A 23308-nucleotide genomic window follows, 5' to 3' on the forward strand; every position below is an offset into this window, starting at 1 on the left:
CGAGCCCCGGTGGCGTCGTACCGTCGAGGGATGCCGACCTACGAGGACGTCGCCCGGCACGTGTCCCGGCTGCCCGAGGTAACCGAGGGCGAGCGTTACCGCGGCCAGCGCACGTGGGCCGTGCGTGGCGCCGTCTTCGCGTGGCAGCGGCAGTTCAGCAAGGCGGACGTCCGTCGCTACGGGGACGCCCCCGTCCCCGCCGGCCCGATCCTCGCCGTGACCACGGAGGACCTCCAGGACAAGGAGGCCGTGCTCGCCGCCCACCCGGTCGCCTGCTTCACGATCCCGCACTTCGACGGCTATGCGGCCGTCCTCGTCCGGCTCGATGGCGTGGACGAGCCGGAGCTGCGCGAGCTCCTCGTGGACGCGTGGTTCGCGAAGGCGCCGGCCGCCCTCGCGGACGCCCACCGCGACCTGTTGCGCTGAGCGGGACCGGCCCACCGTTCCGTCGAACGGTGGGCCGCGCGGGTCCCTCAGATCACGTACTCGAGCAGCTCGGAGGCGTCCTCCACGTGCTGCCCGTGGTCGGGGCGGTGGCCCGGCGTGCGGACCTGGGCCGGCACGCCGACGGCGACCATCCCCGCGGGGACGTCCCGGACGACCACCGCGTTGGCGCCGATCTGCGCGTCGTCGCCGATCCACAGCGGGCCCAGGACCTTCGCGCCCGCGCCCACCATCACCCGGTCGCCCAGGGTCGGGTGCCGCTTGCCGCGGGTCATGGACCGCCCGCCCAGGGTCGAGCCGTGGAACAGCACGCAGTCGTCGCCGACCACGGTCGTCTGCCCGATCACCACGCCCATGCCGTGGTCGATGAACAGCCGCCGCCCGATGCGTGCGCCGGGATGGATCTCGATCCCGGTCAGCCAGCGCGCGAGCTGGGAGACCAGCCGCGCCGGCAGGCGCAGCGCGGGCCGGTGCCACATCCGGTGGCTGATGCGGTGCACCCAGACCGCATGCACCCCCGGGTAGCCCAGCGCGACCTCGAAGCGCGAGCGCGCCGCGGGGTCGTGGGCGTGCGCGGCGTCGAGGTCCTCCAGGAGGATCTCGCACAGGTGCCGCAGGCCCGGGCGGTGCCCGTCGGGCATGGGGTGGTCGGCCTCGTCGTCGCCCGCGACGTGCCCGGACCCGCGTGCGGCGCTCGGTGCGGTCACGTCAGTCCAGCAGGTCGGCGTAGAGGATGGTCGAGAGGTACCGCTCGCCGAAGTCCGGGATCACGACGACGATCAGCTTGCCGGCGTTCTCCGGGCGGGCTGCGACCTGGAGCGCGCCGGAGATCGCGGCGCCGGACGAGATGCCGACCAGCAGGCCCTCCTCCTTCGCCGCGCGGCGCGCGAGGTCGACGGACGTCTCGGCGTCGACGTCGATCACCTCGTCGTACACGGAGGTGTCGAGGATCTCGGGGACGAAGTTCGCGCCGAGGCCCTGGATCTTGTGGGGCCCGGGGCTGCCGCCGGTGAGGATGGGCGACTCGGCCGGCTCGACCGCCACGATCTGCACCTCGGGCTTGCGCTCCTTGAGCACCTGCCCGACGCCGGTGATTGTCCCGCCGGTGCCGATGCCGGACACCACGATGTCCACGGCGCCGTCGGTGTCGGCCCAGATCTCCTCGGCGGTGGTCTCCCGGTGGATCTTCGGGTTGGCCTCGTTGGCGAACTGCCGGGCGAGGACGGCGCCGGGCCGCTCCGCCGCGATCTTCTCGGCCGCGGCGACGGCCCCCTTCATGCCCTCGGCGCCGGGCGTGAGCACGAGCTCCGCCCCGTACGCGCGCAGCAGGGCGCGGCGCTCCTTCGACATCGTCTCGGGCATGGCGAGCACGACCTTGTAGCCGCGGGCGGCGCCCACCCACGCGAGGGCGATGCCGGTGTTGCCCGACGTCCCCTCGACGATCGTGCCGCCGGGCTGCAGCTCGCCGGCGGCCTCCGCCGCGTCGATGATCGAGACGCCGATGCGGTCCTTGACGGAGTTGGCGGGGTTGTAGAACTCGAGCTTCGCGACGACGGTGGCGCCGAGGCCGTCGGAGAGGCGGTTGAGCTTCACGAGGGGGGTGCGGCCGATGAGCTGGGTGGCGTCGTCGTAGATGCGGGCCATGGTGGTGTCCTTGTCGTCTGGCGTGGGCCGGCGTCGGCCGGCGGGTGGACGTGCGCCTACGCACGTCACGATGACCTGGGGAGGACGACGCCGCCAGCGGTGGCGCCCCGGCGCTCGGGCCGGGGGGAGAGGAGTGCTGGTGCGCGTCGTGGGTGCTGAGCGTCGCGCGGTCGCCGCGGCCCGCCGTCGGGCGGGTCAGGCGTGACGCGGACGCTCTAGAGACAGGTGCAGCAGCAGGGGAGGCAGGGACGGGCGGCGACGACGGCGAGCGCGTGGCGCATCCCTGTGTCCCTTCCGTCCGGGCGGCCGGTGGCCGCGTGCGTCGTCACGGTCCGCGGCGACGCGGAGATGTGACGTGGGACCGAGCGTAACGGCCGATCCCCGCCGGCCACAACGGCCGGCGGGGATCGTCTCAGGGAGCGGGCGACGGGAATCGAACCCGCGTAGCCAGTTTGGAAGACTGGGGCTCTACCATTGAGCTACGCCCGCACGATGCTCGAAGGACGGCACGCCGTTGCCGGGCGTCCTTCGGAACGCGGGGCTCACCCTAGCAAAGGCGAGGGCCCCGTCGGGCCGACGTCGGCGTGGCGGCAGCGCCCCGCCCGCCGCCGCGTCGCACTACACTGACCTGGGCCTGCGCCGCACGCGCGGGCCCACGGGGTGTGGCGCAGCTTGGTAGCGCATCTGCTTTGGGAGCAGAGGGTCGCTGGTTCGAATCCAGTCACCCCGACCGAAGATCGTTGGGATTCCTTGGGTTGCCGAACCCGAGAGAGCCCGGAGATTTGAAGCACTGGACCAAAACTGGACCAGAACCCTCGTGGCGAGGGTGTCTGCGTAGCGCCGCTGGGCCCGTCCGACCGAACCGACGGCGACCGTCCTGGATCGGTTCGGATCGTCTGGCACACCTGGCGTGCATGGAGACCCACACCACCCCAGCTGAAGGCCTTGAGGTGCTGATCAACACCGAGGAGCTGTCCGAGTACCTCGGCGTGCCGATCGCCACCATCTACGACTGGCGAGTCGACGCGAAGGGCCCTCGCGGAATCCGTGTCGGGCGGCACCTCAAGTTCGCCGTCAGCGACGTTCGGGCCTGGCTCGAGCAGAACCGCGACGCTGACCGCACTCTCGAGGGGCGGTGACCGACGATGCCCCGTCCCCGCACCCCACTCGGCACCTTCGGCGAGATCTGGCACGAACAGACGGGAAGCGGCAAGACCCTGGCACGCGTGAAGCTCCGCGACGACGCCGGCAACCGGCGCAAGATGAGCGCCGTCGGTGAGAGCCCAGCCGCCGCAACACGGAACCTGAAGCGGAAGATCGCCGAGATGACCCGCCTGGTCGGCGAACGAGGCGAGATCACCGCCGACTCGACCTTCGAGAGGCTCGCCAAGGTCTGGCTGGAGACCATCGAGGACGACGCCGAGCTCTCGGCGAGCACCAAGTACCGGTACAAGAAGGACTTGGCCAGTCTCGTCTTGCCGGCATTCCGTGACTTTACGCTTCGTGAGATGAGTGTCCGACGCGTCGATCATTTCCTTCGATCGCAGGCGACGAAGAGCTACAGCCGGGCGAAGAAGGCGAAGGTGGTGCTCAACCTCGCGCTCGGGATGGCGGTTCGCTACGAGGCGCTCGAGCGCAACCCCGTCCGTGGAACCTCGCGTCTGCGCCGACCGAATCGCAAGCCGAAGTCGCTGGACATCGAGACGGTACAGACCGTGCGGGACGCCGTCTCGGGTTGGCGGACGGGCGGTGGCATTCCTGGCCCTAAGCCGGACGGTCAGCTCGAGGTGATCATCGAGGTCATGCTCGGAACGTCGGCCCGGATCGGGGAGGTGCTGGCGATCCGCAAGTGCGACGTCATCCTCGACATGGAGCCGGCAGCGGTCGTGATCACCGGCACGATCATCGCCCTGAGCGATCGGCCGACGTTCCGGCAGGACCACGCGAAGACATCCACATCCGAGCGGTTGGTCTTGCCCAAGTTTGCGGCCGATGCCCTTCGAGTGCGGATAGCAAAGATCGAGGCAAAGGACGACGAGCACCTGGTCTTCTTCTCGCGCAATGACACTCCGCTGACGCCGAACAACATTGCGGGGTGCGCGTGCGTGAGACCGGCTCGACGGGGTACCAGGCGATGCGACCCGACGCCTGCGAGGCCTGCTCCAGACGGCGAAACGCCTCGGCCTGCACGATCGCAGCCTTGTGCAGGGTCTCCGCGGCCGACAACCCGAACGCGCGCCCGGCGGTGCGGTGACCCTTGTCGTCGTGTGCGGAGCCGATGTGGTCACGGTGGGTGGCCGCGACCTGCTCGAGCACCTGGATGAAGCGGCTCGAGATCGCCAGGATGTTGCCCAGGGCCCAGTACGTGTCCGACGGGTCGTCGAACCCGCGGGTCGCATGAGCCAGTGCGCGCATCGCCTCGGCCGCATCCTCAGCAGAAGCGACCGGATCGTCGAAGTTCGGCATCGGGGCCTCCTGATGGCGGGACGGGTCACCAGGAGGTGTGCCAAGGCACAGCGAGATCGGCCGAGCCGATTTACCGGGTTCGAGCTGGCTCCGTGTGCGGGCCGACGCGTCCGCGCCGCCCGGTGGGCGAGTCGGTCCAGCGCGCGCGGGACGCTGTGATGCTCGTCCCTGCCGCCAGGGCCGGCAGGGACGTCCTCAGACGACGGCCCCGGCCGGCAGCAGCCTCGCCGTCCACTCCTCGATGCCGGTGGCGTCGATGGGCAGGGCATCGGAGAGCACCTCGTGGCCGGCGGCGGTGACGAGCAGGTCGTCCTCCAGCCGCACGCCGACGCCGCGCAGCTCCGGCGGCACGGTGAGGTCGTGGGCGTGAAAGTACAGGCCCGGCTCGACGGTCATCACGACGCCCGGCTCCAGGTCGGCGCCCATGTAGTCCTGCCAGTCGCTCGCGGCGCAGTCGTGCACGTCCAGGCCCAGGTGGTGCCCGATGCCGCACACCAGCCACCGGCGGTGGTGCTGGCCCTGCGGCGACAGCGCCTCGTCGACCGACACGGGCAGCAGGCCCCAGTCGTGCAGGCCCTGGGCGATCACCTCCATGGCCGCGTAGTGGAAGTCGAGGTAGTTCACGCCCGGCTTCACGTGCGCCATGCCCGCGCGGTGGGACTTCTCCACGAGGTCGTGCACGGCCCGCTGCTCCGCGGTGAACCGGCCCGACGGCGGCACGGTGCGCGTGACGTCGGCCGTGTACAGGGTGTTCGTCTCCACGCCCATGTCGAGCAGCAGGGCGGCGTCGGGCAGCACGGGCCCGTCGCAGCGCACCCAGTGCAGGGTCGGCGCGTGCGGCCCGCTGCCGACGATGCTCGCGTAGCCCGGGCCGTTGCCCGTGGTGCGGGCGTGCCGGTCGAACGTGCCCTGCAGCCAGCGCTCGCCGCCGGAACGGACGGCCGCCGGGATCTCGCGCGCCACGGCCTCGAAGCCGGTCACGGTGTGGTCGACGGCGGCACGCAGCTGCGCCACCTCCCAGGCGTCCTTGACCATGCGCAGGTCGGAGCACGCGCGGGCGAGCTCTGCCGACCGCTCCAGCCCGTGCCGCGTCACGACGTCGGACGGCACGGCGCGCCCGGCCCACCAGCCCGACCCGGCCGCGAGCGCCGCGTCCAGTTCCGAGAGCGGCCGCACGGGGATGCCCAGCGCCCGCTCCCACTCGCCGAGGCCCGGGGAGGCGCCCACCCACAGCTCGCCGTGCATCGCGTCGGAGAAGAACGCGGGGTCGCCCGGTCGGGCCGGCGGCGGCGCGTAGAGCACCGCCTCGGAGCCGTGCAGCACGACGACGGCGTCCTCGAGCTGGCAGCCCGTGAGCCACACGAAGTCGCTGTCGGCCCGGAAGTCGTACGACGTATCGTTGCTGCGCACGGGGGCGCGGCCGGCGCCGACGACGACCGTCCGGCCACCCAGGCGCTCGGCCAGCCTCGCCCGGTGCGCGGCGGCCGCCTCGGCCGCGCCGTCGGGCACCCGCGCCTCGACCACGTAGGTGCCCCAGCCCTGGGAGATCATCTCGGTGAAGGCCGGCACCTCGGTGAGGCGTGGCGTCCGGTTCCCCGAGTGGGGCGGCCGGTGCGCGTGCGAGTGGTCCTGCTGGTGGTCGTGGTGCGTCATCGCTGCTCTCCTCCTGCGTCGCGGACGAGCTCCCGCAGGCGCCGCAGCACCCGGGGGTCGCCGATGCCGTCGTGCTCGTACTCGTTGGTCACCCAGGCGCGCGCGTTCCCCAGCCGGGAGAGCGTGTCGAGCTGCAGCCCGGAGTCGACGAACATGTCGTCGAAGTACACGGCCGCCGCCACGGGCACCTCGTTCGCCGCCAGGCGGGCCGGGTCGTAGAGCGTGCTCCAGTCGGAGCGCGCCGCGAGCTCCTGGACGGCGGGCGCGAACGGCCGCAGCAGCCGCACCTCGTCGAACATCCAGGGAAACGCCATCTCGCCCGTGAACAGCAGCGGGCGCTCGTCGGGGCCGAACTGCGGGCGGGCGTCGCGCGCCCGCTGCGCCGCCCACGCCGTCGGCCCGTTCGCGCCGTCGCCGTAGATCGACTCCTGCAGCGTCCAGAACAGCGGGCCCGCCGCCGACGACGTGCGCGCCCGCACCTGCTCGAGGAATCCGTGCGACAGCCTGCCCGGGCGCACGAACGCCTCGTCCACCAGCCAGTGCAGGCGCTCCGGCCCCGGCTTCATCCCCAGGTCGATGCCGATCGACTGGAAGCGGTGGACGGTGAGTGCGTCGCCGTCGGGCAGCAGCACGTCGCCCTCGGCCAGCCGGTCGGCGATCGCCGCGACGGCGTCGACGTCCTGCGGGTACCGCGCGTAATACTCCGCCGTCTTGGCGGCCACGCGCTCGAACGTGCGGCGGTAGACCTCGTCGGCGCTCGCGGGCGTGCCGGGGATGCCGCCGGCGACGTAGCAGGCGGCCAGGCCCTCGGGCGCGGTCGACAGGTACGTGAGGGTGATCCAGCCGCCGAAGCTCTGCCCGAGGGTCGACCAGCGGCGCCCGCCGTAGACCGTGCGCCGCAGGTGCTCCAGGTCGGCGACGATCGAGTCCGCGCGGAAGCAGGACAGGTAGTCGGCCCCCGCGGCGGCATCCCCGCGGGCCGCGACGACCTCGCCGTCCACCGGCGTGCTGCGCCCGGTGCCGCGCTGGTCGGGCAGGATCACGCGGTAGGTCTTCAGCGCCTCGTCGAGCCAGCCGCTGCGGTCTGTCGGGCGCGGCGACGCTCCGCCAGGGCCGCCCTGCAGGTAGACGAGCTGGGGAAGGTCGTCGCCGCGCCGATCGGGGTCGACCACCTCGCGCCAGAAGATCGTGAGGCGCTCGCCCTCGGGCCGCGACCAGTCCAGCGGTACCTCGGCCGTGCGCTCCGTGACGTGCAGCCCGGGCAGCAGGTAGGTCGTCATCGCGCCGTCCCTTCTCCAGCCGGGCGGCGAGCGTCGGCCTCCGGCCGCTCCCGCTCCGGTCGGGTGCGGGCGGGAGTCAGGTTCGGCGCGACGGCCACGGGCTCTCCTCGGTGGTGATTCGCATGGCACAGGTGCCGGTGGGTCGCCTCGGAAGCTCCGGGACGTCGTCGGCCGGTTCCGCGCGGGCGACGTCGGCGTCGCAGCTCATCGGGTTTTTGCAGGTAGCGGGGGCGTGCCGGATCGCGGGTCCCAGCACCGTCGCGGGGCGGGTCGTCTTGACCCCACCGCCGAGGCGACCGGTAACATATCACGCACTACTGTTTCATCCGCCGTGACTGCCGTCCCTGAGGAAGTGCCCTTGTCGGAATCCCTGGCGTCGATCCGCCGTATCGAGGCACCGGTGAGCCTGCGTGAGAGCGTCTCGCGCGCCCTCATGGCCTCGATCGTCTCGGGCGACCTGGCCCCGGGGACGCTGGTGTCGGTGCCGTCGCTGACGGCGCGCTTCGCCGTCTCGGCGACGCCGGTGCGCGAGGCGATGCTGGACCTGGAGAAGCGCGGGTTCGTCACGGCCGTGCGGAACAAGGGCTTCCGCGTCACCGAGGTGTCGCCCGAGATGCTGGGCCACATCGCGGAGGTGCGTCAGCTCCTGGAGCCGCCCGCCATGGAGACGCTGGCCGGCCGCTTTCCGCAGGGCGCGCTGCCGCCGCTCCGCGAGCAGGCCGACGCCATCGTGACGGGCGCGCGCTCGGGGGACCTCGTGACCTACCTCGAGGCGGACCGCGCCTTCCATCTGCGGCTCACGACGCTGGCGGGCAACCCGCTGCTCGTGGACGTGGTCGCCGACCTGCGCAGCCGTGCCCGGCTGCTGGGCCTGTCGCAGATGGTCGCGACCGACCGACTCGAGCAGTCGGCGGCCGAGCACCACGAGCTGCTGGACCTGCTGTCGGCCGGCGACGCCGCCGGCGCGCGGGACCTCATGCACCGCCACATCGGCCACACGACCGGCTGGTGGGCGGGTCGTCCCGAGGAGGACTGAGCACTGACGGGTCGGTCGTCGCGGCCGGCCCGTCAAGGTTGTTGGTATGTGACATATTACTGAGGGGAGGGCCGTATGACCGTCGACGTCGTGGTTGTCGGGGCCGGTATCGTCGGCGCCGCGAGCGCCCGTGCGCTCGCGCGCCGGGGGCTGCGGGTGACCGTGCTCGACCGGCGCGCCGCCGCGTCCGGGACGACGGCGCACGGCGAGGGCAACTTGCTCGTCTCGGACAAGGGCCCCGGCCCCGAGCTCGTGCTCGCGCAGCACGCCGCCGCCCGCTGGCCGTCCCTCGTCGCGGAACTCGCGGACGAGCTCGGCGGGCCGGGCGGCGGGTTCCCCCCGATCGAGTACGACCCCAAGGGCGGCCTCGTCGCCGCGACCACGGTCGAGGGGGCCGGCCCGCTGCGGGAGTTCGCGGCCCGGCAGCGGGGCGCCGGCGTGGACGCGCGCGAGGTCGACGTAGCGGTCGCGCTGGACCTCGAGCCGGAGCTCAACCCCGGAATCACCGCCGCCGTCTGGTACCCCGAGGACGCGCAGGTGCAGCCCGTCGCGGCGGCGGAGGCGCTGCTCGCGTCCGCCCGCCGGGCGGGGGCGACCGTGCGCACCGGGGTCGACGTCGTCGGCGCCCTGCGGGACGGGGACCGGATCGTCGGCGTGCGCACCACCGCCGGCGACGTGCCCGCCGGGGCGGTGGTCCTCGCGGCCGGCCCGTGGTCCGGCGTCGTCGCCGAGCGGCTCGGCGTCGTGCTGCCCGTGCGCCCGCGCCGCGGCATGGTGCTGGTGACCACGCGCATGCCGCACGTGGTGCGGCACAAGGTGTACGACGGCGACTACGTGGGCGCTACCCAGTCCGGCGACGCGGCGCTGAGGACGTCGAGCGTCGTCGAGTCGACCGCCGCCGGCACGGTGCTCATCGGGTCCAGCCGCGAGCAGGTGGGCTTCGACGACCGGCTGCGCGCCGTCGTGCTGCGCGAGATGGCGGCGCGCGCGATCCGGCTCTTCCCGTTCCTCGCCGCGGCGAGCGCCATGCGCACCTACCTGGGGTTCCGGCCGTACGTGCCAGACCACCTGCCCATCGTCGGGCCCGACCCCCGGACGCCCGGGTTGTGGGTCGCGACCGGGCACGAGGGCGCCGGCATCGGCCTGGGGCCCGTGAGCGGCGAGCTCCTCGCCGACCTGTTCACCGGCGCGGCGCCCGCCGTCGACCCCGCGCCGTTCCGCGTCGACCGCCCGGCGGTCGTCGGCGCCGACCACGGCGCCCACCACGGCGCCGACCAGACCGAGACGATCGCGGAGGCCTCATGACCGCGCCGTCGCCGCACGACGCCGGCCCGCGCCCGCTGACCATCACCCTCGACGGCGAGCCGTTCGCCGGCACACAGGGGCAGACGATCGCCGGGATGCTGCTCGCCGCGCGCCGTCGCGCGTGGCGCACCACCAGCGTCGCCGCCGCGCCGCGCGGCGTGTTCTGCGGCATCGGGGTGTGCTTCGACTGCCTCGTCACCGTCAACGGCGCGCGCGACGTGCGCGCCTGCCTGCGCCGCGCCGCCGACGGCGACGTCGTCGAGACCCAGCACGACCCGCTGCCGGGAGCGTCGGCGTGAGCGCCCGGACGGTCGTCGTCGTGGGCGCCGGGCCGGCCGGCCTGTCCGCCGCGCGGGCGGCGGCGCGCGCCGGGGCCGAGGTGACGCTGCTCGACGCGTCGGACCAGGTGGGCGGCCAGTTCTGGCGCCACTCGGCCCGGCCGGCCCCCGACGAGCGCCGGTACCACCACGGCTGGGGCACCTTCACGGCGCTGCGGGACGTGGTCGCCACCCACCCGCGGGTCACGGTCCTGACGTCCGCGCAGGTGTGGGCGCTCGAGCGGCTCGACGACGGCGTGCGGCTGCGCGTGCTGGTCGGGCCCGCGGACGCCGCGGGCCGCGAGCACCTGACCCTCACGCCCGACGCGCTGGTGCTGGCCACGGGCGCGCACGACCGCACCCTGCCGTTTCCCGGCTGGCAGCTGCCCGGCGTCACGACGGCCGGGGCGGCCCAGGCGCTGGCCAAGGCGGAGCGCGTGGCCGTGGGCGACCGCGTCGTCGTGGCGGGGGCCGGCCCGTTCCTGCTGCCCGTGGCGACGTCCCTGCTGCGCACCGGCGCGCGCGTGCTGTCCGTGCACGAGGCCGCGACCCCGGCGTCGCTGGCCCGCGGCTGGGGCTCCCGGCCGGCGGGGCTGGTCGGCACTGCGCACAAGCTCGGCGAGCTGGCCGGGTACGTCGGCGCGCTGGCGCGGCACGGCGTGGCCTACCGCGTGGGCGAGGCGGTGGTCGCCGCCCGCGGCGATGGCCGCGTCGAGGAGGTGACGGTCGCCCGCGTCGACGCGCGCTGGTCGCCGGTCCCCGGCACGGAACGCACCGTCGCGGCCGACGCCGTCTGCGTCTCGCACTGCTTCACGCCGCGGCTCGAGCTCGCCGTCGCCGCGGGCTGCGCGATCTCGCCCGACCGGTTCGTCGTCGTCGACGCCGCGCAGCGCAGCACCGTTCCCGGCGTCTGGGCCGCGGGCGAGCTCACCGGCATCGGTGGCGCGGAGGCCGCGCTCGCCGAGGGCTGGGTCGCCGGGCACCACGCCGCGACCGGACCCGGAGGTCCGGATCCCGCCGACGGATCCGACGGTGCCGACGAATCCGACGGCGCCGACGAATCCGACGGCGCCGACGCAGGCCTCGCCCGGGCGGTGCGGCGCCGCGCCCGGTCCGTCGACTTCGCGCGGCGGCTCGAGGCCGCGCACGGCATCCGCGGCGGCTGGACCGCCTGGCTGCGCGACGACACGCTCGTCTGCCGCTGCGAGGAGGTCGACGCCGGCACGCTGCGCGCAGCCGCGTGCGCCACCGGCTCCACCGACCTGCGGTCCGTGCGCCTCACCAGCCGCGCCGGCCTCGGCCCGTGCCAGGCGCGGGTCTGCGGCCGCACGGTCGCGGAGCTGGTCGGCGCGCGCGACGACGCCCCCGGCGCGTGCGGCGCGTCGCCGCCCGCGACCCCCGACCGCCGGCCGCTCGTCGTGCCGGTCCGGCTCGGGGACCTGGCCACCCTGCCCGACGACCCTCCGCCCGGGGCACCGCAGCCGGGCGACCCGCTGCCCGGCGGCCCCGACGCCACCTCGACCCGTCCCGAAGACCCCCGCGTCCCGAGTCCGTGATGCGTGAACCGAAAGGAACCACCCATGACCGCTGAGACGACCCCGAAGACCGTCGACCTGGGCGGCGTCGTCGTCGCCACGACGCTCCCGTTCACCCCCGACGCCGCGGCGCCCGCCGGCCTGGCCGTCGACTACGAGGGCTACGCCGCCCACGTCGACCACCTCATGAACGCCGGCTGCCGCGGCGTCGGGCCCAACGGCTCGCTCGGCGAGTACTCGTCGCTCACCGACGACGAGCGCCGCACGGTCGTCCAGACCGCCGTCGAGGCCGTCGCCGGGCGCGGCATCGTCATCGCCGGCGTGCACGGCGTGGGCTGGCACCAGGCCAAGCACTGGGCCGAGCTCGCCGCCGAGGACGGCGCCGACGCCGTCCTGCTGCTGCCGCCCACGATCTACCGGGCCAACCGCCGCGAGATCGTCGAGCACTACTCCCGCGTGAACGAGGTGGGCCTGCCGATCATGGTCTACAACAACCCGTTCGACACCAAGGTCGACCTGGTGCCCGACCTCGTGGCCGAGCTCGCGCAGCTCGAGAACGTCGTCGCGATCAAGGAGTTCTCCGGCGACGTGCGGCGCATCGCCGAGCTGCGCGAGGTGGCGGACATCGACGTCATCGCCGGCGCCGACGACCTGCTGTTCGAGTCGCTCGTCATGGGCGCGACGGGCTGGTTCGCCGGGTACCCGAACGCGATCCCCGAGGTGGCCGTCGAGCTGTACGAGCTGGTGCGGGCCGGGAAGATCTCCGAGGCACGGGACCTGTACGAGAACGTCGTGGCCATGTTCCGCTGGGACTCGCGCACCGAGTTCGTGCAGGCCATCAAGCTGTCCACGCAGATCGCGGGGCGCCCGTTCGGGATCGAGACCCGCCCGCCGCGCGGCCCGCTCTCGCCGGAGCAGGAGGCCACCGTGCGCCGGGACACTGAGAAGGCCCTCGCGTACATCGCCAACCGCTGACCCCGCCGTCCCGCACGAGCCATCGAGGAGGCCGACCATGCGATCGTCCCGGATCTTCCACGCCGTCGACTCGCACACCGAGGGCATGCCCACGCGGGTCGTCACGTCGGGCCTGGGGGTGATCCCCGGGGCGACGATGAACGAGAAGCGACTGCACTTCATGGAGCACCTCGACGACGTGCGCCTGCTGCTCATGAACGAGCCGCGGGGGCACTCGGCGATGAGCGGCGCCATCCTGCAGCCGTCGACCCGCGCCGACTGCGACTGGGGCGTCGTGTACATCGAGGTCTCCGGGTGCCTGCCGATGTGCGGGCACGGCACGATCGGCGTCGCGACGGTGCTGGTCGAGACGGGCATGGTGGCCGTGACCGAGCCGACGACCACGATCCGGCTGGACACGCCGGCCGGCGTGGTCGTCGCCCGGGTCGAGGTGCGCGACGGCCACGCCGAGTCGGTGACGATCGAGAACGTGCCGAGCTTCGTCGTGCGGCTCGACGACGAGATCGACGTCCCCGGCCTCGGCACCGTGCCCTACTCGCTGGCGTTCGGCGGCAACTTCTACGCGCTCGTCGACCTCGACGACGTCTTGCTGCCGTTCGACCGCTCCCGGCAGCAGGACATCCTCGCCGCCGGGCTCGCGATCATGGACGCGATCAACACGACCGCGCCGCCGTCGCACCCCACCATCGCGGGCGTCGACCACTGCCACCACGTCGAGTTCATCGCGCCCGGCTCCACCGCGGAGCACTCCCGGCACGCGATGGCCATCCACCCCGGCTGGTTCGACCGGTCGCCCTGCGGCACCGGCACGTCCGCGCGGATGGCGGAGCTGTGGCGGCGCGGCGAGCTCGGCCTGCACACCGACTTCGTCAACGAGTCCTTCATCGGCTCGCGGTTCGTGGGCCGGCTCGTCGGGGAGACCGACGTGGCCGGCATCCCGGCCGTCGTGCCCACCATCACCGGCCGAGCCTGGGTCACCGGGCTCGGCCAGTACCTGCTCGACCCGAGCGACCCGTTCCCCACCGGCTTCCAGTTCTGAGGTGCCCACGATGACGCACACCCCCACCGTCGCGGCGACCGGGCTCTCCACCGCCCCCGCCGGGGTCGAGGCCGTCGCGCGCGCGGCCGCGGCCGCCGCGCCCGTCCTGGCCGACCTGCCCCCGGGCGTCCGCGCCGACGCCCTGCGGGCCGCGGCCGAGGCCCTCGGCGCGCACGAGGACGAGCTGGTCGCGCTCGCCGCCGCCGAGACCCGGCTCGGCGAGGCGCGGCTGCGCGGCGAGCTGAAGCGCACCCGGGTCCAGCTGCGGCTCTTCGCCCGCACGGTGGAGTCGGGGGCGTACCTGGACGTGCGCCTCGACGCCGCCGACCCCGGTTTCGTCCTCGGCCCGCGCCCCGACCTGCGCCGCACGCTGTGGCCGGTCGGGCCCGTGCTCGTCTTCGCGGCGAGCAACTTCCCGTTCGCGTTCTCCGTCCCGGGCGGCGACACGGCCGCCGCGCTGGCCGCCGGCTGCCCGGTGGTCGTCAAGGCGCACCCCGGCCACCCGGAGCTCTCCCGCCGGGTCGCCGATCTCGTCGGCGGGGCGCTGGCGGACGCCGGTCTCCCGGACGGGACGTTCGCCCTGGTCGAGGGCGACGACGCCGGCCGCGCCCTGCTGGTGCACCCGGCGGTCCGGGCGGCGGCCTTCACCGGCTCGACCCGCGTCGGGCGGCTGCTCGCCGACGCCGCCGCCGCGCGACCCGACCCGATCCCGTTCTACGGCGAGCTCGGGTCGGTGAATCCCGTGCTGGTGACGCCGGCGGCCCTGGCCGACCGGGGCTACGACATCGCGCGTGGGTGGGTGGGGTCGGTCGGCGGGTCGGCCGGCCAGCTGTGCACGAAGCCCGGCTTCCTGCTGGTGCCGGAGGGTCACGGGCTCGGGCCGATCGTCGCCGACGCCGCGGCCGCCGTCCCGGAGCACGCGCTGCTGAACGCGCGCGTGGGCGCGGGCTACGTCGAGCGGCGCGCGGCCGTCCTCGGCACCGGCGGCGTCCGCGTGCTGGCGGAGGGCACCGCGCGCACGGGGGAGGACGGCGTCGTGCGCACCACGCCGACTCTCGTCGAGACGGACCTCGCCACCCTGCGGGCGCACCGCGACACGGTGCTCTCCGAGACGTTCGGCCCGTTCGCCGTGCTGGTCACCTACCCCGAGGGCACCGACCTGGCTGCCGTCGTCGCCGAGCTCTTCCCCGGCGAGCTCACGGCGACCGTGCACCGCGGCCCTGACGAGGCGGCCCAGATCGCCGGCCTGCTGGCCGCGCTCGGGCGGCACGCGGGCCGGGTGCTCGTCGACGGCTGGCCGACCGGCGTCGCCGTCACGCCGGCGATGCAGCACGGCGGCCCCTGGCCCGCCACGACCAGCGACGCGACGTCGGTGGGCACCGCCGCGATCGGCCGGTTCCTGCGCGGCGTCACCTTCCAGGACGCCCCGCAGGACGCGCTGCCGGCGCCGTTACAGGACGGAAACCCGTGGGGTGTGCCGCAGGCGCGGTCGGCTGTGGGAGAGTCGGCGTCCTGGTAGGGGGCACCGGAGCCTCCCGCCCGGACATCGACGTGTGGAGGACATGACGTGCTCGTCGCCGAGGAACTCCTGCTGCTCGCCCACGACGCCGACCGGGCGGGTCCCTCGCTGTTCGACGACGCCCCTTACCGCCTCGCGGGCGCCCTGCTCGTCGAGCTGGTGCTCGCGCACCGCGTGACGCTCGGGCCGCGGCCCGGGACGTCGCGGCCGCAGGACCTCCTCGTGGTGGTGCTCGACCCGGCCCCCACCGGGCGGCCCGAGCTCGACCGCGCCCTGGCGCTGGCCGGGTCCCAGCCATTCCGGGCGTCCGACCTCGTCGAGCGGCTGGCGCGACAGGTCGAGCGCCCGCTGATCGACTCCCTCGAGGCCCGGGGCCTGCTGCGTCCCGAGCAGCGCACCACGTGGGGCGTGCTGCGCAGCACGCGGTGGCGCGCCGTCCCCGGGCCCGCCGTCGTGACGCTCCGCCGCCGGGTGGAGCGGGCGCTGCTCGACGGCGCGCCGCCGGAGGACCGCACGGCCGCGCTGCTCACCCTGGCCGACGGGGCCGGCTGGCTGCTGTCCCGCGTGCCGCGCGACCGTCGTCGCGAGGCCGAGGCGCGCACGCACGAGGTCGCGGAGTCGTGGTGGCGCGGCACCGCCGGGCGGGAGGCGGCGGGTGGCGTCGTGGCGGCCACTATGGCCGTCATCACCTCGGCGGCGCTGGTGCTGCCGGTCGCGGCCACCTGACCGCCCCGTCCCCCCGCCGAACATGCGCTCGCTCCGGCCCGCGGTGCCTCGTTCCTGAGGTTCTCCGCGAGTGCTCGCATGTGCGGGCTGCGGACCGTCCCGGTTGCTTGCCAGAGGGTGGTTATGACAGGAGTTACGAAAAGTCGTTCACAACGTGAGACGAATCGCGATTAGCCTTGTCGAAGCCTGTGAGCCACCTCACAGTGGTCCCCATGACTCACATGAGAACCACGCGCCGCAGGCCGGCGCAGTACCTCACCGCTGCCGGCCTCGCGGCCATCATCGGCCTCTCCACCATGGCCGCTCTGCCCAACGCGGCCGCTGCCCCGGCAGCGCCCACCACTGAGCAGACCTGCACGCTCGCTCCGCCAGCCAGCGCCAAGAGTGAGGCGCCGACCAGCTGCGTCGCCGCCGAGGTCGCCCTGGACCGGATCCCCGCCCTGGGCGAGACCGCGACCGCCACCGTGACCATCCGGTCGGAGGTGGCGATCGACCGGGCAAAGGTGACCCTGCGCGCGCCCGAGGGCCTGAGCTTCGCCAGCGAAGGGTTCTCCGCCGCCGTGCAGCGAGGGCTCGACGCGGAGTCGACGCGCGTGATGGCCCTTCCCCAGGGCTCGACCACGCTGAGCGTGACCGTGAAGGCGGACGAGACCGGCCGGGCTCAGCTGCAGGTCGACGCCGTCGATGCCGACCGGCCCGAGGCCGACAGGTCGGCGCACGCCACCACCGAGCTCACCGTCGGGAAGACGGCCGCCACCACCTTCGAGGGGGTCAAGGGCCGCAGGTCCGAGGCCCACAGCAAGGATGGCTCGGTCCAGCAGGACGCCACCGCCGATCGCACCCCGGCACGCACGAGCGGCAAGGTGCAGGCCACGGCCGGTGCCAGCGACGTCTGCGCCATCGGCAGCCTGAACTACGCCGACTACTACGGCACCTGGAAGCCCGGTCGTCAGGTGAAGGTCGAGGTGGTCGGCCAGACCGCTGTCAACGGGCCGGTCACGACGCTCGCGAGCGGACTGACCTCGGCGACGGGCGCCTACAACTTCTGCTTCCAGCCGACCACCCTCAACACCGCCACGATGTGGGTCAAGCTCACCACCAGCAACGACTGGTGGGAGGTCACCGAGATGACCGGCGCGTCGCCGTACGTCGTCGAGACCGCGCAGAAGCTCAACGTCCGCCGCGGCAGCGTCCAAGACTTCGGCCTGACGACCCCGGATGCGCTGCACATGCGGGCCTTCCACGCCTTCGACGTGATCAACAAGGTGTACGACGTCCGCGGCTCCGGCACCGACTGCTGGACCTACCAGGAGAGCGCCGACTGCGGCAAGCTGAAGGCCCGCTGGGCGCCCGGAAACACCAACGGTGGCTACTACCAGACCGCGGCCGCGGTCCGCGCCGTGTTCCTCACCGACGCCATGCCCGACGCGCCGACGACCGTCGTCCACGAGGCCGGGCACAACCTGCAGCACTTGCTGTACGACTGGTACTGGCCGAAGACCAACTGCCCTTCGCCGCACTTCCTGGACAAGTCGAGCAGCCAGGCGTGCGGCTGGACCGAGGGCTTCCCCAACGGTCTGGTGGCCTACCTGTTCGAGGACGGTCGCTACTACTACAACGTCAACGCCTGGATGGACCTGCGCCAGTCCGGCTTCTCCGACCCCTCGCTGCCGGCGTCGCGCACCAACCCTGACAACGGCGCGGACTGCGAGTGCCGCGTGGCCGGAGCCCTCTACGGGCTCTGGACCAAGATCGACGGCGGGCCGCAGAAGACGCTCGACAACATGGACCGCTACGCCTCGGAGAGCTTCGAGGAATGGTTCAACGTCGACCGGCCCAAGACCGGGCTGAACGTGAGCGCCAAGGCGCGCAACCAGCTGTTCAAGTACACGATCGACCTGCGCAAGGTCAACCGCACCGAGAACGTCACCAACCCGGGCCTCGAGGACCAGGGCGAGGGGTGGGAGTGGACCAACGGGGTGGTCGGCACCTATTCCCACTACCCCGCGCACGGCGGGAACTTCTACGCCTGGATGGGCGGCAACGGTGTCGAGAGCACTGACACGCTGTTCCAGGACGTGACCGTCCCGGAGACGGGGACCACGCTGCTGGACTTCTGGCTGCGGGTGAACTCCGCGGAGCCGACCACAACCGCCGCGGACTCCTTCGAGGCGCAGGTCACCGACGAGGCGGGCGAGACGTCGATCGTCTACTTCCGGACCAACGTCGACAAGACCACCGTCTACTCCCAGAGGGTGGTGGACCTGTCCGACTGGGCCGGTCAGACCGTCACGCTGAAGTTCGTCAGCACCGAGGACGCCGGCGAGCAGACCGACTTCCTCGTCGACGACGTCTCGGTCTACACGACCCGCTGATCCCACCCCACCCAACCTGACGACGCGGCCCTCACCCGAGACGGGTGGAGGGCCGCGTCCGTCGTGTCCACCGAAGTGGTCAGGAAGTGGACGTCAGGCCGTCAGACCAGCGGGTTGGTGGTCGGGGCGCCGAGGTCTGCCCGCTCCTCGAACGCCACGACCGGTCGGTCGCACCCGTCGAGCTCGAGCACGACGATCTCGTTCCGGCCCTCGACGACGACAGGGCCGGGAAGGTAGAGCGTGCGCTGGGGTCCGACGGACCAATACCGGCCGAGGCAGAACCCGTTGACCCAGACGTATCCCTTGCGCCAGTCGTCGAGTGCGAGGAAGCCGTCGGCGGGGCGCGCGACATCGAAGGATCCGCGGTAGAGGGTCGGGCGTCCCGGCCCCGCCTCACCGACGGGCTGCCATCCGCCGAGGTCGGTCGGGAGGCCGGGCAGTGGCATGGTCGCCACCTCCCAGCCGTGCAGGAACGGCTGCCCGTGCTGGACCCCGCCGACCAGGCCCTTGCGGTCGCCCTGTTGGGGCCCGTAGTTGACCCGCCCCATCGACTCCACCCAGATCTCCAGGTCGCAACCATCTGCCGGGACCTGGAGCTGGAGGGGCTCGCCAGGGAACGCACGGTCGACGATCCCGAGCAGCTCGCCGTCGGCGTACACGTGGGCGCGATCGCCGAGCCCGGGGAGCGAGAGCGGGAGGGGCTCGCGCGGGCCGCGCACGTGGGTGCGGTAGCGCACCAGGCCGTGCGTGAGGCCGAGCTCCTCGTAGGTCGGTGGGTTGGACCGGCTGATCGTCGCGACCGTGTCCAGGTGTGCCGCCAGGGACAGCTCCTCGGTCACGGCGACCTCCCCGGCGGGCAGCACGAGGCGTTCCGGCACGACCGGTGCTGCGGGCAGGTCGGTGTACCTGCCGATCACCTCGCGGTAGGCCCAGAACTTCGCCGTCGGACGGCCCGCCTCGTCGATCGGCGCGTCGTAGTCGTAGGACGTGATCGTCGGCAGGTACTGCCCGTGCGGGTGATCCGCGTCCGGCGCGGTCTGGTTGGCCCCGGCGGTGCACCCGAAGTTGGTGCCGCCGTGGGCCATGTAGAAGTTCACCGACGCGCCGGCACCGAGCATCTCGTCCAGCACTCGCGCCGCATCGGCGGCGTCGCGGGTGTGGTGCGCCTCGCCCCAGTGGTCGAACCAACCGTTCCAGAACTCCATGCAGAAGGGCTCGTCCTCGGGACGGTGTCGCGCCAGCGTCTCGAAGGCCTCTGCGGGCTTGCTGCCGAAGTTCACCGTGGCACGCACCTCTGGCAGGGTGCCGCCCGCCAGGAGGTAGTCCGCGGGGCCGTCGGAGGTGAAGAGCGGGACGTCGATCCCGCGCCGACGAAGCCCGTCGGCCAGGTGCTCGAGGTAGGCGGAATCGTCGCCGAAGGAGCCGTACTCGTTCTCGACCTGCACCATCGTGACGTTGCCGCCGCGCGTCACCTGCCGTTCGGCGACGAGCGGGACCAGCACGTCGAACCAGGCGTCGACCGCTGCGAGAAACGCGGGTTCCGCCGTTCGGATCCGCATGCCCGGGCGTCCGGTGAGCCAGGCGGGCAGCCCGCCGTTCTCCCACTCCGCGCAGATGTAGGGACCTGGCCGCACGATCGCCTTCAGCCCGGCCTCGGCGGTGAGGTCGAGGAAGTGCCCAAGGTCGGCGAGCCCGTCGAAGACGAACTCGCCCTCCCGGGGCTCGTGCAGGTTCCACGGCACGTAGGTCTCGACGGTGTCGCAGCCCATGGCGTGCACGAGCGCGAGGCGCTCGCGCCACTGGCCGGGGTGGACCCGCTGATAGTGGAAGGCGCCTGAGATCACGCGAGGTGAGGAAGTCATGGGGCGTTTCTACCACGCATGAATGGCTTTGCCCATGCGTCCTGTGCATGGTTCTATGAAGCCATGACCGATCACCCGAGCGTTCCGAGCGCGAGCCCGAACGCCCTCGCCAACGGGCTGCGCGTGCTGCAGCTCCTCGTCGACGCCGACGCGCCGCTGTCGGCGACCGAGATCGCGCGACGGGTCGGCCTGCACCAGAGCTCGGCCTCTCGGATCCTGGCGACGCTGGCCGACGCGGGGTTCGCCCGCAAGACCGGCCCCCGAAGCTTCGCGCCGGACTTCGGCGTCCTCTCCCTCGGAGCCGCGGCCGTCGACAAGTTCGACCTCGCGCACCGTCCTCGCGCGGCCATGCAGGCGGTGGCGGACCGGGCTGTCGGTCACACCGTGGCGTTGTCGATCCTGTGGCGGGACCAGGTCATCTACTTCCTGCGGTCGTCATCGAGGACCGAACCGCGGCTGTTCGACGCCGAAGGCTGGCCCCTGCACCTGTCCGCCCCCGGCATGCGCCTGTTGCTCGACCTGCCCGAGGGCGACGCGCTCACCCTCCTCGACAAGTCGCGCCAGCGCTTCGGCTGGGCCGAACCCGGTCCTGCCGCGCCGGGTTCGGCCCGCGAGGCCCTCGATCAGGCCCGTGCGGCGCTCGACCACGACTGCCTGCTGCTCGACGACTGGCAGGCCCCCGGGCAGCGCGCCGCCGCCATCACCGTCGACCTTCCCGGGCATGCCCCGGTGGCGCTCTCCGTCGCCGGTCGCAGCGACCTTCTCGACCCCGACACCGTCCGCCTCGTGCTGCACGCGGGGCGGCGCGACGTCGAGGCCGCCATGAACCAGCAGAGCCACTGACCGCCCCACCAGATCGAAGGAATCCCATGTCCCTTGCGACTCATGCCCTGTCCGCCGGCGTCCGCACCGGATCGGCGGTGGCGAGCGGCGTCTTCCCGCACCTCGCCGTGAAGGCCGACCACACCCCTCGTTCCGAGACCGGCATCGGTGCCCTGATGCCGTGGGCCGACAAGCTCTGGTTCGTCACGTACGTGGCGCACACCGGCAAGACGGGTGGCGGGACGGGCCTTTTCAGCATCGACGACGACATGTCGATCACCAAGCACGCTGCCAGCGTGGTCGGCACCTATGCCAACCGCCTGGTGCACAAGGAAAGCGACCAGCTCTTCATCGGCCCCCACGTCATCTCCACCGACGGCGACGTGCGGACCATCGACGCGCTGGTCGACGTTCGTCTCACGGCCACTGCTCGGCACCTGACCGACCCGGCCGGCAAGGTGTACGTGCTCGGCATGGAGGGCGAGTTCTTCGAGGTCGACGTGCGCACGCTGGAGGTCACCCAGCTCTTCGACCTGCTCGAGGTGCTCGGCGTGCAGGGCTATCCCCACTTCAAGGACTGCTACACCCGCAACGGCCGGGTCGTGGTGGTCAACAACTCCTACTTCGACCACGACTTCCCCACCGGCGAGAGCGAAGGCCGGCTCGCGGAGTGGGACGGCACCGAGTGGACGATCCTGGCGAAGACCCAGTTCAACACGCTCGCCAGCGCCAACGGCATGGGCGAGGCGCTGTACGCCGTCGGCCAGGATCGCGCGTCCGCGCTCCTGCACGTCCACCTGCCCGCGACCGGCTGGAAGGTCTACCGGCTCCCGAAGTCCACGCACACCCAGGACCACGCGTTCACCACCGAGTGGCCGCGGATCCGCGAGGTGGAGTCCGAGCGGCTGCTGATGGACGCGTCCGGGATGTTCTACGAGCTGCCCTCGCTGACCTACGCCAACGCGGTGTGGGGGATCCGGCCGATCTCCTCGCACCTGCGGATCGTGGGCGACTTCTGCTCGTGGAACGGCATGCTGGTGCTCGCCGGGGACCAGACCACCCCGATCAACGACGCCAACCCGGTCGCGGGTCAGCCGCAGGCGAACCTCTGGTTCGGCAAGACCGACGACCTGTGGAGCTTCGGCAAGCCGCAGGGCTGGGGCGGACCGTGGTGGGACACCGAGGTCACCGCCGGTAACCCCTCGGACCCGTACCTGATGACCGGTTTCGAGCACAAGTGCCTGCACGTCACGGCGGATCGTCCGGTGCGCGTCGCCGTGGAGGTCGACTTCAAGGGCGTCGGTGAGTTCCACCGGTACACCACGGTCGAGGTCGACGACGGCGGCTACGCCCAGCACGTGTTTCCTACCGGGTTCAGCGCGCACTGGGTGCGTCTGGTGCCTGACACCGACGCCACCGTGACGGCCCAGCTCGCTTACACCTGAGACCCGTCTGGCGCCTGAGACTCGTCTGGACCGGGCCCCCGCCATGGCCGGCGGGGGCCGGGCCCTCGACGAGTCAGGGCCCGGCCTGCCGGCCGGCCCACGCTTACGCCACCGCGATCCGGCCGGCGGTGGCGCGGAGGGCGTCGACGAGCTCGGGCACCTCGTCGTCGGTGAAGTCGCCCGACATGCCGATCGCGGCCACCACCGGGTCACCGACCACGACACCGATGGTCCGGGTGGGATCTTCGGCGCCGTACACGCCGGTCAGGGCGTAGCCCCGCCGACGGGTGCCTTCGATCGCGGCCAGCAGTCCGTCCTCGCCGTCGAGCACCACTGCCTCGTTGTCAGGGCGCGTGGCGTGCAGCCGGTGCCCGTCGGAGTAGATCTCGCGGATCTCCTCGTCGGACAGCTCGGCGAGCAGGGCATGCCCCAGACCCGACTGCGCCGCCGGGAAGAGCGCCTCGCCGCCGATGCCACGCCCGTGCTCGGCCCCGGCGCCCGCGTGATAGAGGTAGCTCACCTGGTCCCACCACAGGACACCCATCGCGATCACGTGTCCTCGAGAGCGGAGCTCCTCCAGCGGGCCGAGCGCCCGGCCGATCAGGCCCGACCCGCGCAGGCTCTGTGCGGCGAGCACGTGGATCCCGGGGCCTGGGGCGTACCGCCGGGCCGCGTCTTGCTGCGCCAAACCCACGAGCGCGAGGGTCTTGAGCAGTCGGTTGGCCCGGGTGGGCTCCAGCCCCAGCATCCGCGCCAGCTCGCGCGATCCGATGGGCGTTCCGTGCGCCGCCAGGGCCTGGAGGACCGACAGTCCGTCGATGAGCGACTGGTTCGGCTGGGCTGGACGCATGTTGCTATCTTAGCA

General features: G+C 72.9%; 20 protein-coding genes and 2 tRNA genes. 15 read left to right on the forward strand and 7 right to left on the reverse strand.

Translation table 11 applies throughout. The annotated features are described in order from the left end of the window. Nucleotides 1–30: 30 nt before the first annotated feature. On the forward strand, nt 31–426 hold the full coding sequence (locus ABD254_RS11510; protein WP_344248563.1) for an MmcQ/YjbR family DNA-binding protein: 396 nt from the start codon (nt 31–33) through the stop codon (nt 424–426). A gap of 47 nt (nt 427–473) precedes the next feature. Here ABD254_RS11510 and epsC read toward each other — a convergent pair whose 3' ends face one another. From epsC to ABD254_RS11525, 3 genes are all read right to left on the reverse strand, one after another. Then, complete coding sequence (epsC, locus tag ABD254_RS11515; RefSeq protein ID WP_344248769.1) at nt 474–1085, reverse strand: serine O-acetyltransferase EpsC; 612 nt, start codon at nt 1083–1085, stop codon at nt 474–476. A gap of 67 nt (nt 1086–1152) precedes the next feature. Beyond that, nucleotides 1153–2088: a cysteine synthase A gene (gene cysK / locus ABD254_RS11520; protein WP_344248564.1), complete on the reverse strand. Its 936-nt coding sequence runs from the start codon at nt 2086–2088 to the stop codon at nt 1153–1155. Nucleotides 2089–2506: 418 nt separating this feature from the next. Further along, a tRNA-Gly gene (locus ABD254_RS11525) sits at nt 2507–2577 on the reverse strand. 167 nt (nt 2578–2744) lie between these two features. On the opposite strand from ABD254_RS11525, the gene ABD254_RS11530 reads away from it, so the two are divergent. The 3 genes from ABD254_RS11530 (at nt 2745) to ABD254_RS11540 (ending at nt 4412) form a co-directional block, all read left to right on the forward strand. After that, nucleotides 2745–2818 (forward strand) — tRNA-Pro (locus ABD254_RS11530). 184 nt (nt 2819–3002) lie between these two features. Further along, nucleotides 3003–3227 (forward strand): helix-turn-helix transcriptional regulator, encoded by a 225-nt coding sequence (locus ABD254_RS11535; protein WP_344248565.1) that lies wholly within the window; start codon nt 3003–3005, stop codon nt 3225–3227. A 6-nt stretch (nt 3228–3233) separates the two neighbouring features. Continuing rightward, nucleotides 3234–4412 (forward strand): tyrosine-type recombinase/integrase, encoded by a 1179-nt coding sequence (locus ABD254_RS11540; RefSeq protein WP_344248566.1) that lies wholly within the window; start codon nt 3234–3236, stop codon nt 4410–4412. Nucleotides 4413–4749: 337 nt separating this feature from the next. Here the strand turns inward: ABD254_RS11540 and ABD254_RS11545 are convergent, their stop codons facing one another. Continuing rightward, complete coding sequence (locus ABD254_RS11545) at nt 4750–6207, reverse strand: aminopeptidase P family protein (RefSeq protein WP_344248567.1); 1458 nt, start codon at nt 6205–6207, stop codon at nt 4750–4752. Continuing rightward, nucleotides 6204–7487 carry an alpha/beta fold hydrolase gene (locus tag ABD254_RS11550; RefSeq protein ID WP_344248568.1) on the reverse strand — a complete coding sequence of 428 codons (1284 nt, stop codon included), beginning with the start codon at nt 7485–7487 and terminating at the stop codon, nt 6204–6206. Before ABD254_RS11550 ends, ABD254_RS11545 begins: the two co-directional genes overlap by 4 nt. Before the next feature lie 400 nt (nt 7488–7887). Here ABD254_RS11550 and ABD254_RS11555 point away from each other — a divergent pair, with 400 nt between their 5' ends. The 9 genes from ABD254_RS11555 (at nt 7888) to ABD254_RS11595 (ending at nt 18314) form a co-directional block, all read left to right on the forward strand. Beyond that, nucleotides 7888–8523: a GntR family transcriptional regulator gene (locus tag ABD254_RS11555; protein WP_344248569.1), complete on the forward strand. Its 636-nt coding sequence runs from the start codon at nt 7888–7890 to the stop codon at nt 8521–8523. 75 nt (nt 8524–8598) lie between these two features. Continuing rightward, on the forward strand, nt 8599–9828 hold the full coding sequence (locus ABD254_RS11560) for an NAD(P)/FAD-dependent oxidoreductase (RefSeq protein WP_344248570.1): 1230 nt from the start codon (nt 8599–8601) through the stop codon (nt 9826–9828). Continuing rightward, complete coding sequence (locus tag ABD254_RS11565; RefSeq protein ID WP_344248571.1) at nt 9825–10127, forward strand: (2Fe-2S)-binding protein; 303 nt, start codon at nt 9825–9827, stop codon at nt 10125–10127. The genes ABD254_RS11560 and ABD254_RS11565 overlap by 4 nt, the downstream gene beginning before the upstream one ends. After that, nucleotides 10124–11701: an FAD/NAD(P)-dependent oxidoreductase gene (locus tag ABD254_RS11570; RefSeq protein WP_344248572.1), complete on the forward strand. Its 1578-nt coding sequence runs from the start codon at nt 10124–10126 to the stop codon at nt 11699–11701. Before ABD254_RS11565 ends, ABD254_RS11570 begins: the two co-directional genes overlap by 4 nt. Before the next feature lie 24 nt (nt 11702–11725). Then, nucleotides 11726–12655 (forward strand): dihydrodipicolinate synthase family protein, encoded by a 930-nt coding sequence (locus ABD254_RS11575; RefSeq protein ID WP_344248573.1) that lies wholly within the window; start codon nt 11726–11728, stop codon nt 12653–12655. 37 nt (nt 12656–12692) lie between these two features. After that, the gene (locus tag ABD254_RS11580; RefSeq protein ID WP_344248574.1) at nt 12693–13694 is read left to right on the forward strand and encodes a proline racemase family protein; all 1002 of its coding nucleotides are present in this window, start codon (nt 12693–12695) and stop codon (nt 13692–13694) included. A 10-nt stretch (nt 13695–13704) separates the two neighbouring features. Continuing rightward, nucleotides 13705–15213, forward strand: a complete 1509-nt coding sequence (locus ABD254_RS11585; RefSeq protein ID WP_344248575.1) for an aldehyde dehydrogenase family protein — start codon at nt 13705–13707, stop codon at nt 15211–15213. A 48-nt stretch (nt 15214–15261) separates the two neighbouring features. Then, a complete protein-coding gene (locus ABD254_RS11590) occupies nt 15262–15939 on the forward strand; it encodes a GOLPH3/VPS74 family protein (RefSeq protein WP_344248576.1) in 678 nt (225 codons plus the stop codon). 212 nt (nt 15940–16151) lie between these two features. Beyond that, nucleotides 16152–18314, forward strand: coding sequence for a hypothetical protein (locus tag ABD254_RS11595; protein WP_344248577.1), 2163 nt, complete (start codon nt 16152–16154; stop codon nt 18312–18314). A 101-nt stretch (nt 18315–18415) separates the two neighbouring features. Here ABD254_RS11595 and ABD254_RS11600 read toward each other — a convergent pair whose 3' ends face one another. Beyond that, on the reverse strand, nt 18416–20176 hold the full coding sequence (locus tag ABD254_RS11600) for a glycoside hydrolase family 35 protein (protein ID WP_344248578.1): 1761 nt from the start codon (nt 20174–20176) through the stop codon (nt 18416–18418). A gap of 18 nt (nt 20177–20194) precedes the next feature. Between ABD254_RS11600 and ABD254_RS11605 the strand changes: the two genes are divergently transcribed. Further along, nucleotides 20195–21019: an IclR family transcriptional regulator gene (locus ABD254_RS11605; RefSeq protein WP_344248579.1), complete on the forward strand. Its 825-nt coding sequence runs from the start codon at nt 20195–20197 to the stop codon at nt 21017–21019. A gap of 26 nt (nt 21020–21045) precedes the next feature. Continuing rightward, nucleotides 21046–22443, forward strand: a complete 1398-nt coding sequence (locus tag ABD254_RS11610; RefSeq protein WP_344248580.1) for a hypothetical protein — start codon at nt 21046–21048, stop codon at nt 22441–22443. A 103-nt stretch (nt 22444–22546) separates the two neighbouring features. On the opposite strand, the gene ABD254_RS11615 is transcribed toward ABD254_RS11610, so the two are convergent. Next, complete coding sequence (locus ABD254_RS11615) at nt 22547–23293, reverse strand: IclR family transcriptional regulator (RefSeq protein ID WP_344248581.1); 747 nt, start codon at nt 23291–23293, stop codon at nt 22547–22549. Nucleotides 23294–23308 lie beyond the last annotated feature (15 nt).

Source organism: Isoptericola hypogeus, from assembly GCF_039531145.1.
Lineage (GTDB): Bacteria > Actinomycetota > Actinomycetes > Actinomycetales > Cellulomonadaceae > Isoptericola > Isoptericola hypogeus.

What these genes read in the sequence shown, in the direction of transcription:
- ABD254_RS11600 (WP_344248578.1), bottom strand. Translation starts at nt 20,176, where the DNA reads ATGACTTCCTCACCTCGCGTGATCTCAGGCGCCTTCCACTATCAGCGG.
- ABD254_RS11610 (WP_344248580.1), top strand. Translation starts at nt 21,046, where the DNA reads ATGTCCCTTGCGACTCATGCCCTGTCCGCCGGCGTCCGCACCGGATCG.
- ABD254_RS11575 (WP_344248573.1), top strand. Translation starts at nt 11,726, where the DNA reads ATGACCGCTGAGACGACCCCGAAGACCGTCGACCTGGGCGGCGTCGTC.
- ABD254_RS11580 (WP_344248574.1), top strand. Translation starts at nt 12,693, where the DNA reads ATGCGATCGTCCCGGATCTTCCACGCCGTCGACTCGCACACCGAGGGC.
- epsC (WP_344248769.1), bottom strand. Translation starts at nt 1,085, where the DNA reads ATGCCCGACGGGCACCGCCCGGGCCTGCGGCACCTGTGCGAGATCCTC.
- ABD254_RS11510 (WP_344248563.1), top strand. Translation starts at nt 31, where the DNA reads ATGCCGACCTACGAGGACGTCGCCCGGCACGTGTCCCGGCTGCCCGAG.
- ABD254_RS11545 (WP_344248567.1), bottom strand. Translation starts at nt 6,207, where the DNA reads ATGACGCACCACGACCACCAGCAGGACCACTCGCACGCGCACCGGCCG.
- ABD254_RS11540 (WP_344248566.1), top strand. Translation starts at nt 3,234, where the DNA reads ATGCCCCGTCCCCGCACCCCACTCGGCACCTTCGGCGAGATCTGGCAC.
- ABD254_RS11560 (WP_344248570.1), top strand. Translation starts at nt 8,599, where the DNA reads ATGACCGTCGACGTCGTGGTTGTCGGGGCCGGTATCGTCGGCGCCGCG.
- ABD254_RS11585 (WP_344248575.1), top strand. Translation starts at nt 13,705, where the DNA reads ATGACGCACACCCCCACCGTCGCGGCGACCGGGCTCTCCACCGCCCCC.
- ABD254_RS11565 (WP_344248571.1), top strand. Translation starts at nt 9,825, where the DNA reads ATGACCGCGCCGTCGCCGCACGACGCCGGCCCGCGCCCGCTGACCATC.
- cysK (WP_344248564.1), bottom strand. Translation starts at nt 2,088, where the DNA reads ATGGCCCGCATCTACGACGACGCCACCCAGCTCATCGGCCGCACCCCC.
- ABD254_RS11535 (WP_344248565.1), top strand. Translation starts at nt 3,003, where the DNA reads ATGGAGACCCACACCACCCCAGCTGAAGGCCTTGAGGTGCTGATCAAC.
- ABD254_RS11550 (WP_344248568.1), bottom strand. Translation starts at nt 7,487, where the DNA reads ATGACGACCTACCTGCTGCCCGGGCTGCACGTCACGGAGCGCACGGCC.
- ABD254_RS11605 (WP_344248579.1), top strand. Translation starts at nt 20,195, where the DNA reads ATGAATGGCTTTGCCCATGCGTCCTGTGCATGGTTCTATGAAGCCATG.
- ABD254_RS11595 (WP_344248577.1), top strand. Translation starts at nt 16,152, where the DNA reads ATGACTCACATGAGAACCACGCGCCGCAGGCCGGCGCAGTACCTCACC.
- ABD254_RS11615 (WP_344248581.1), bottom strand. Translation starts at nt 23,293, where the DNA reads ATGCGTCCAGCCCAGCCGAACCAGTCGCTCATCGACGGACTGTCGGTC.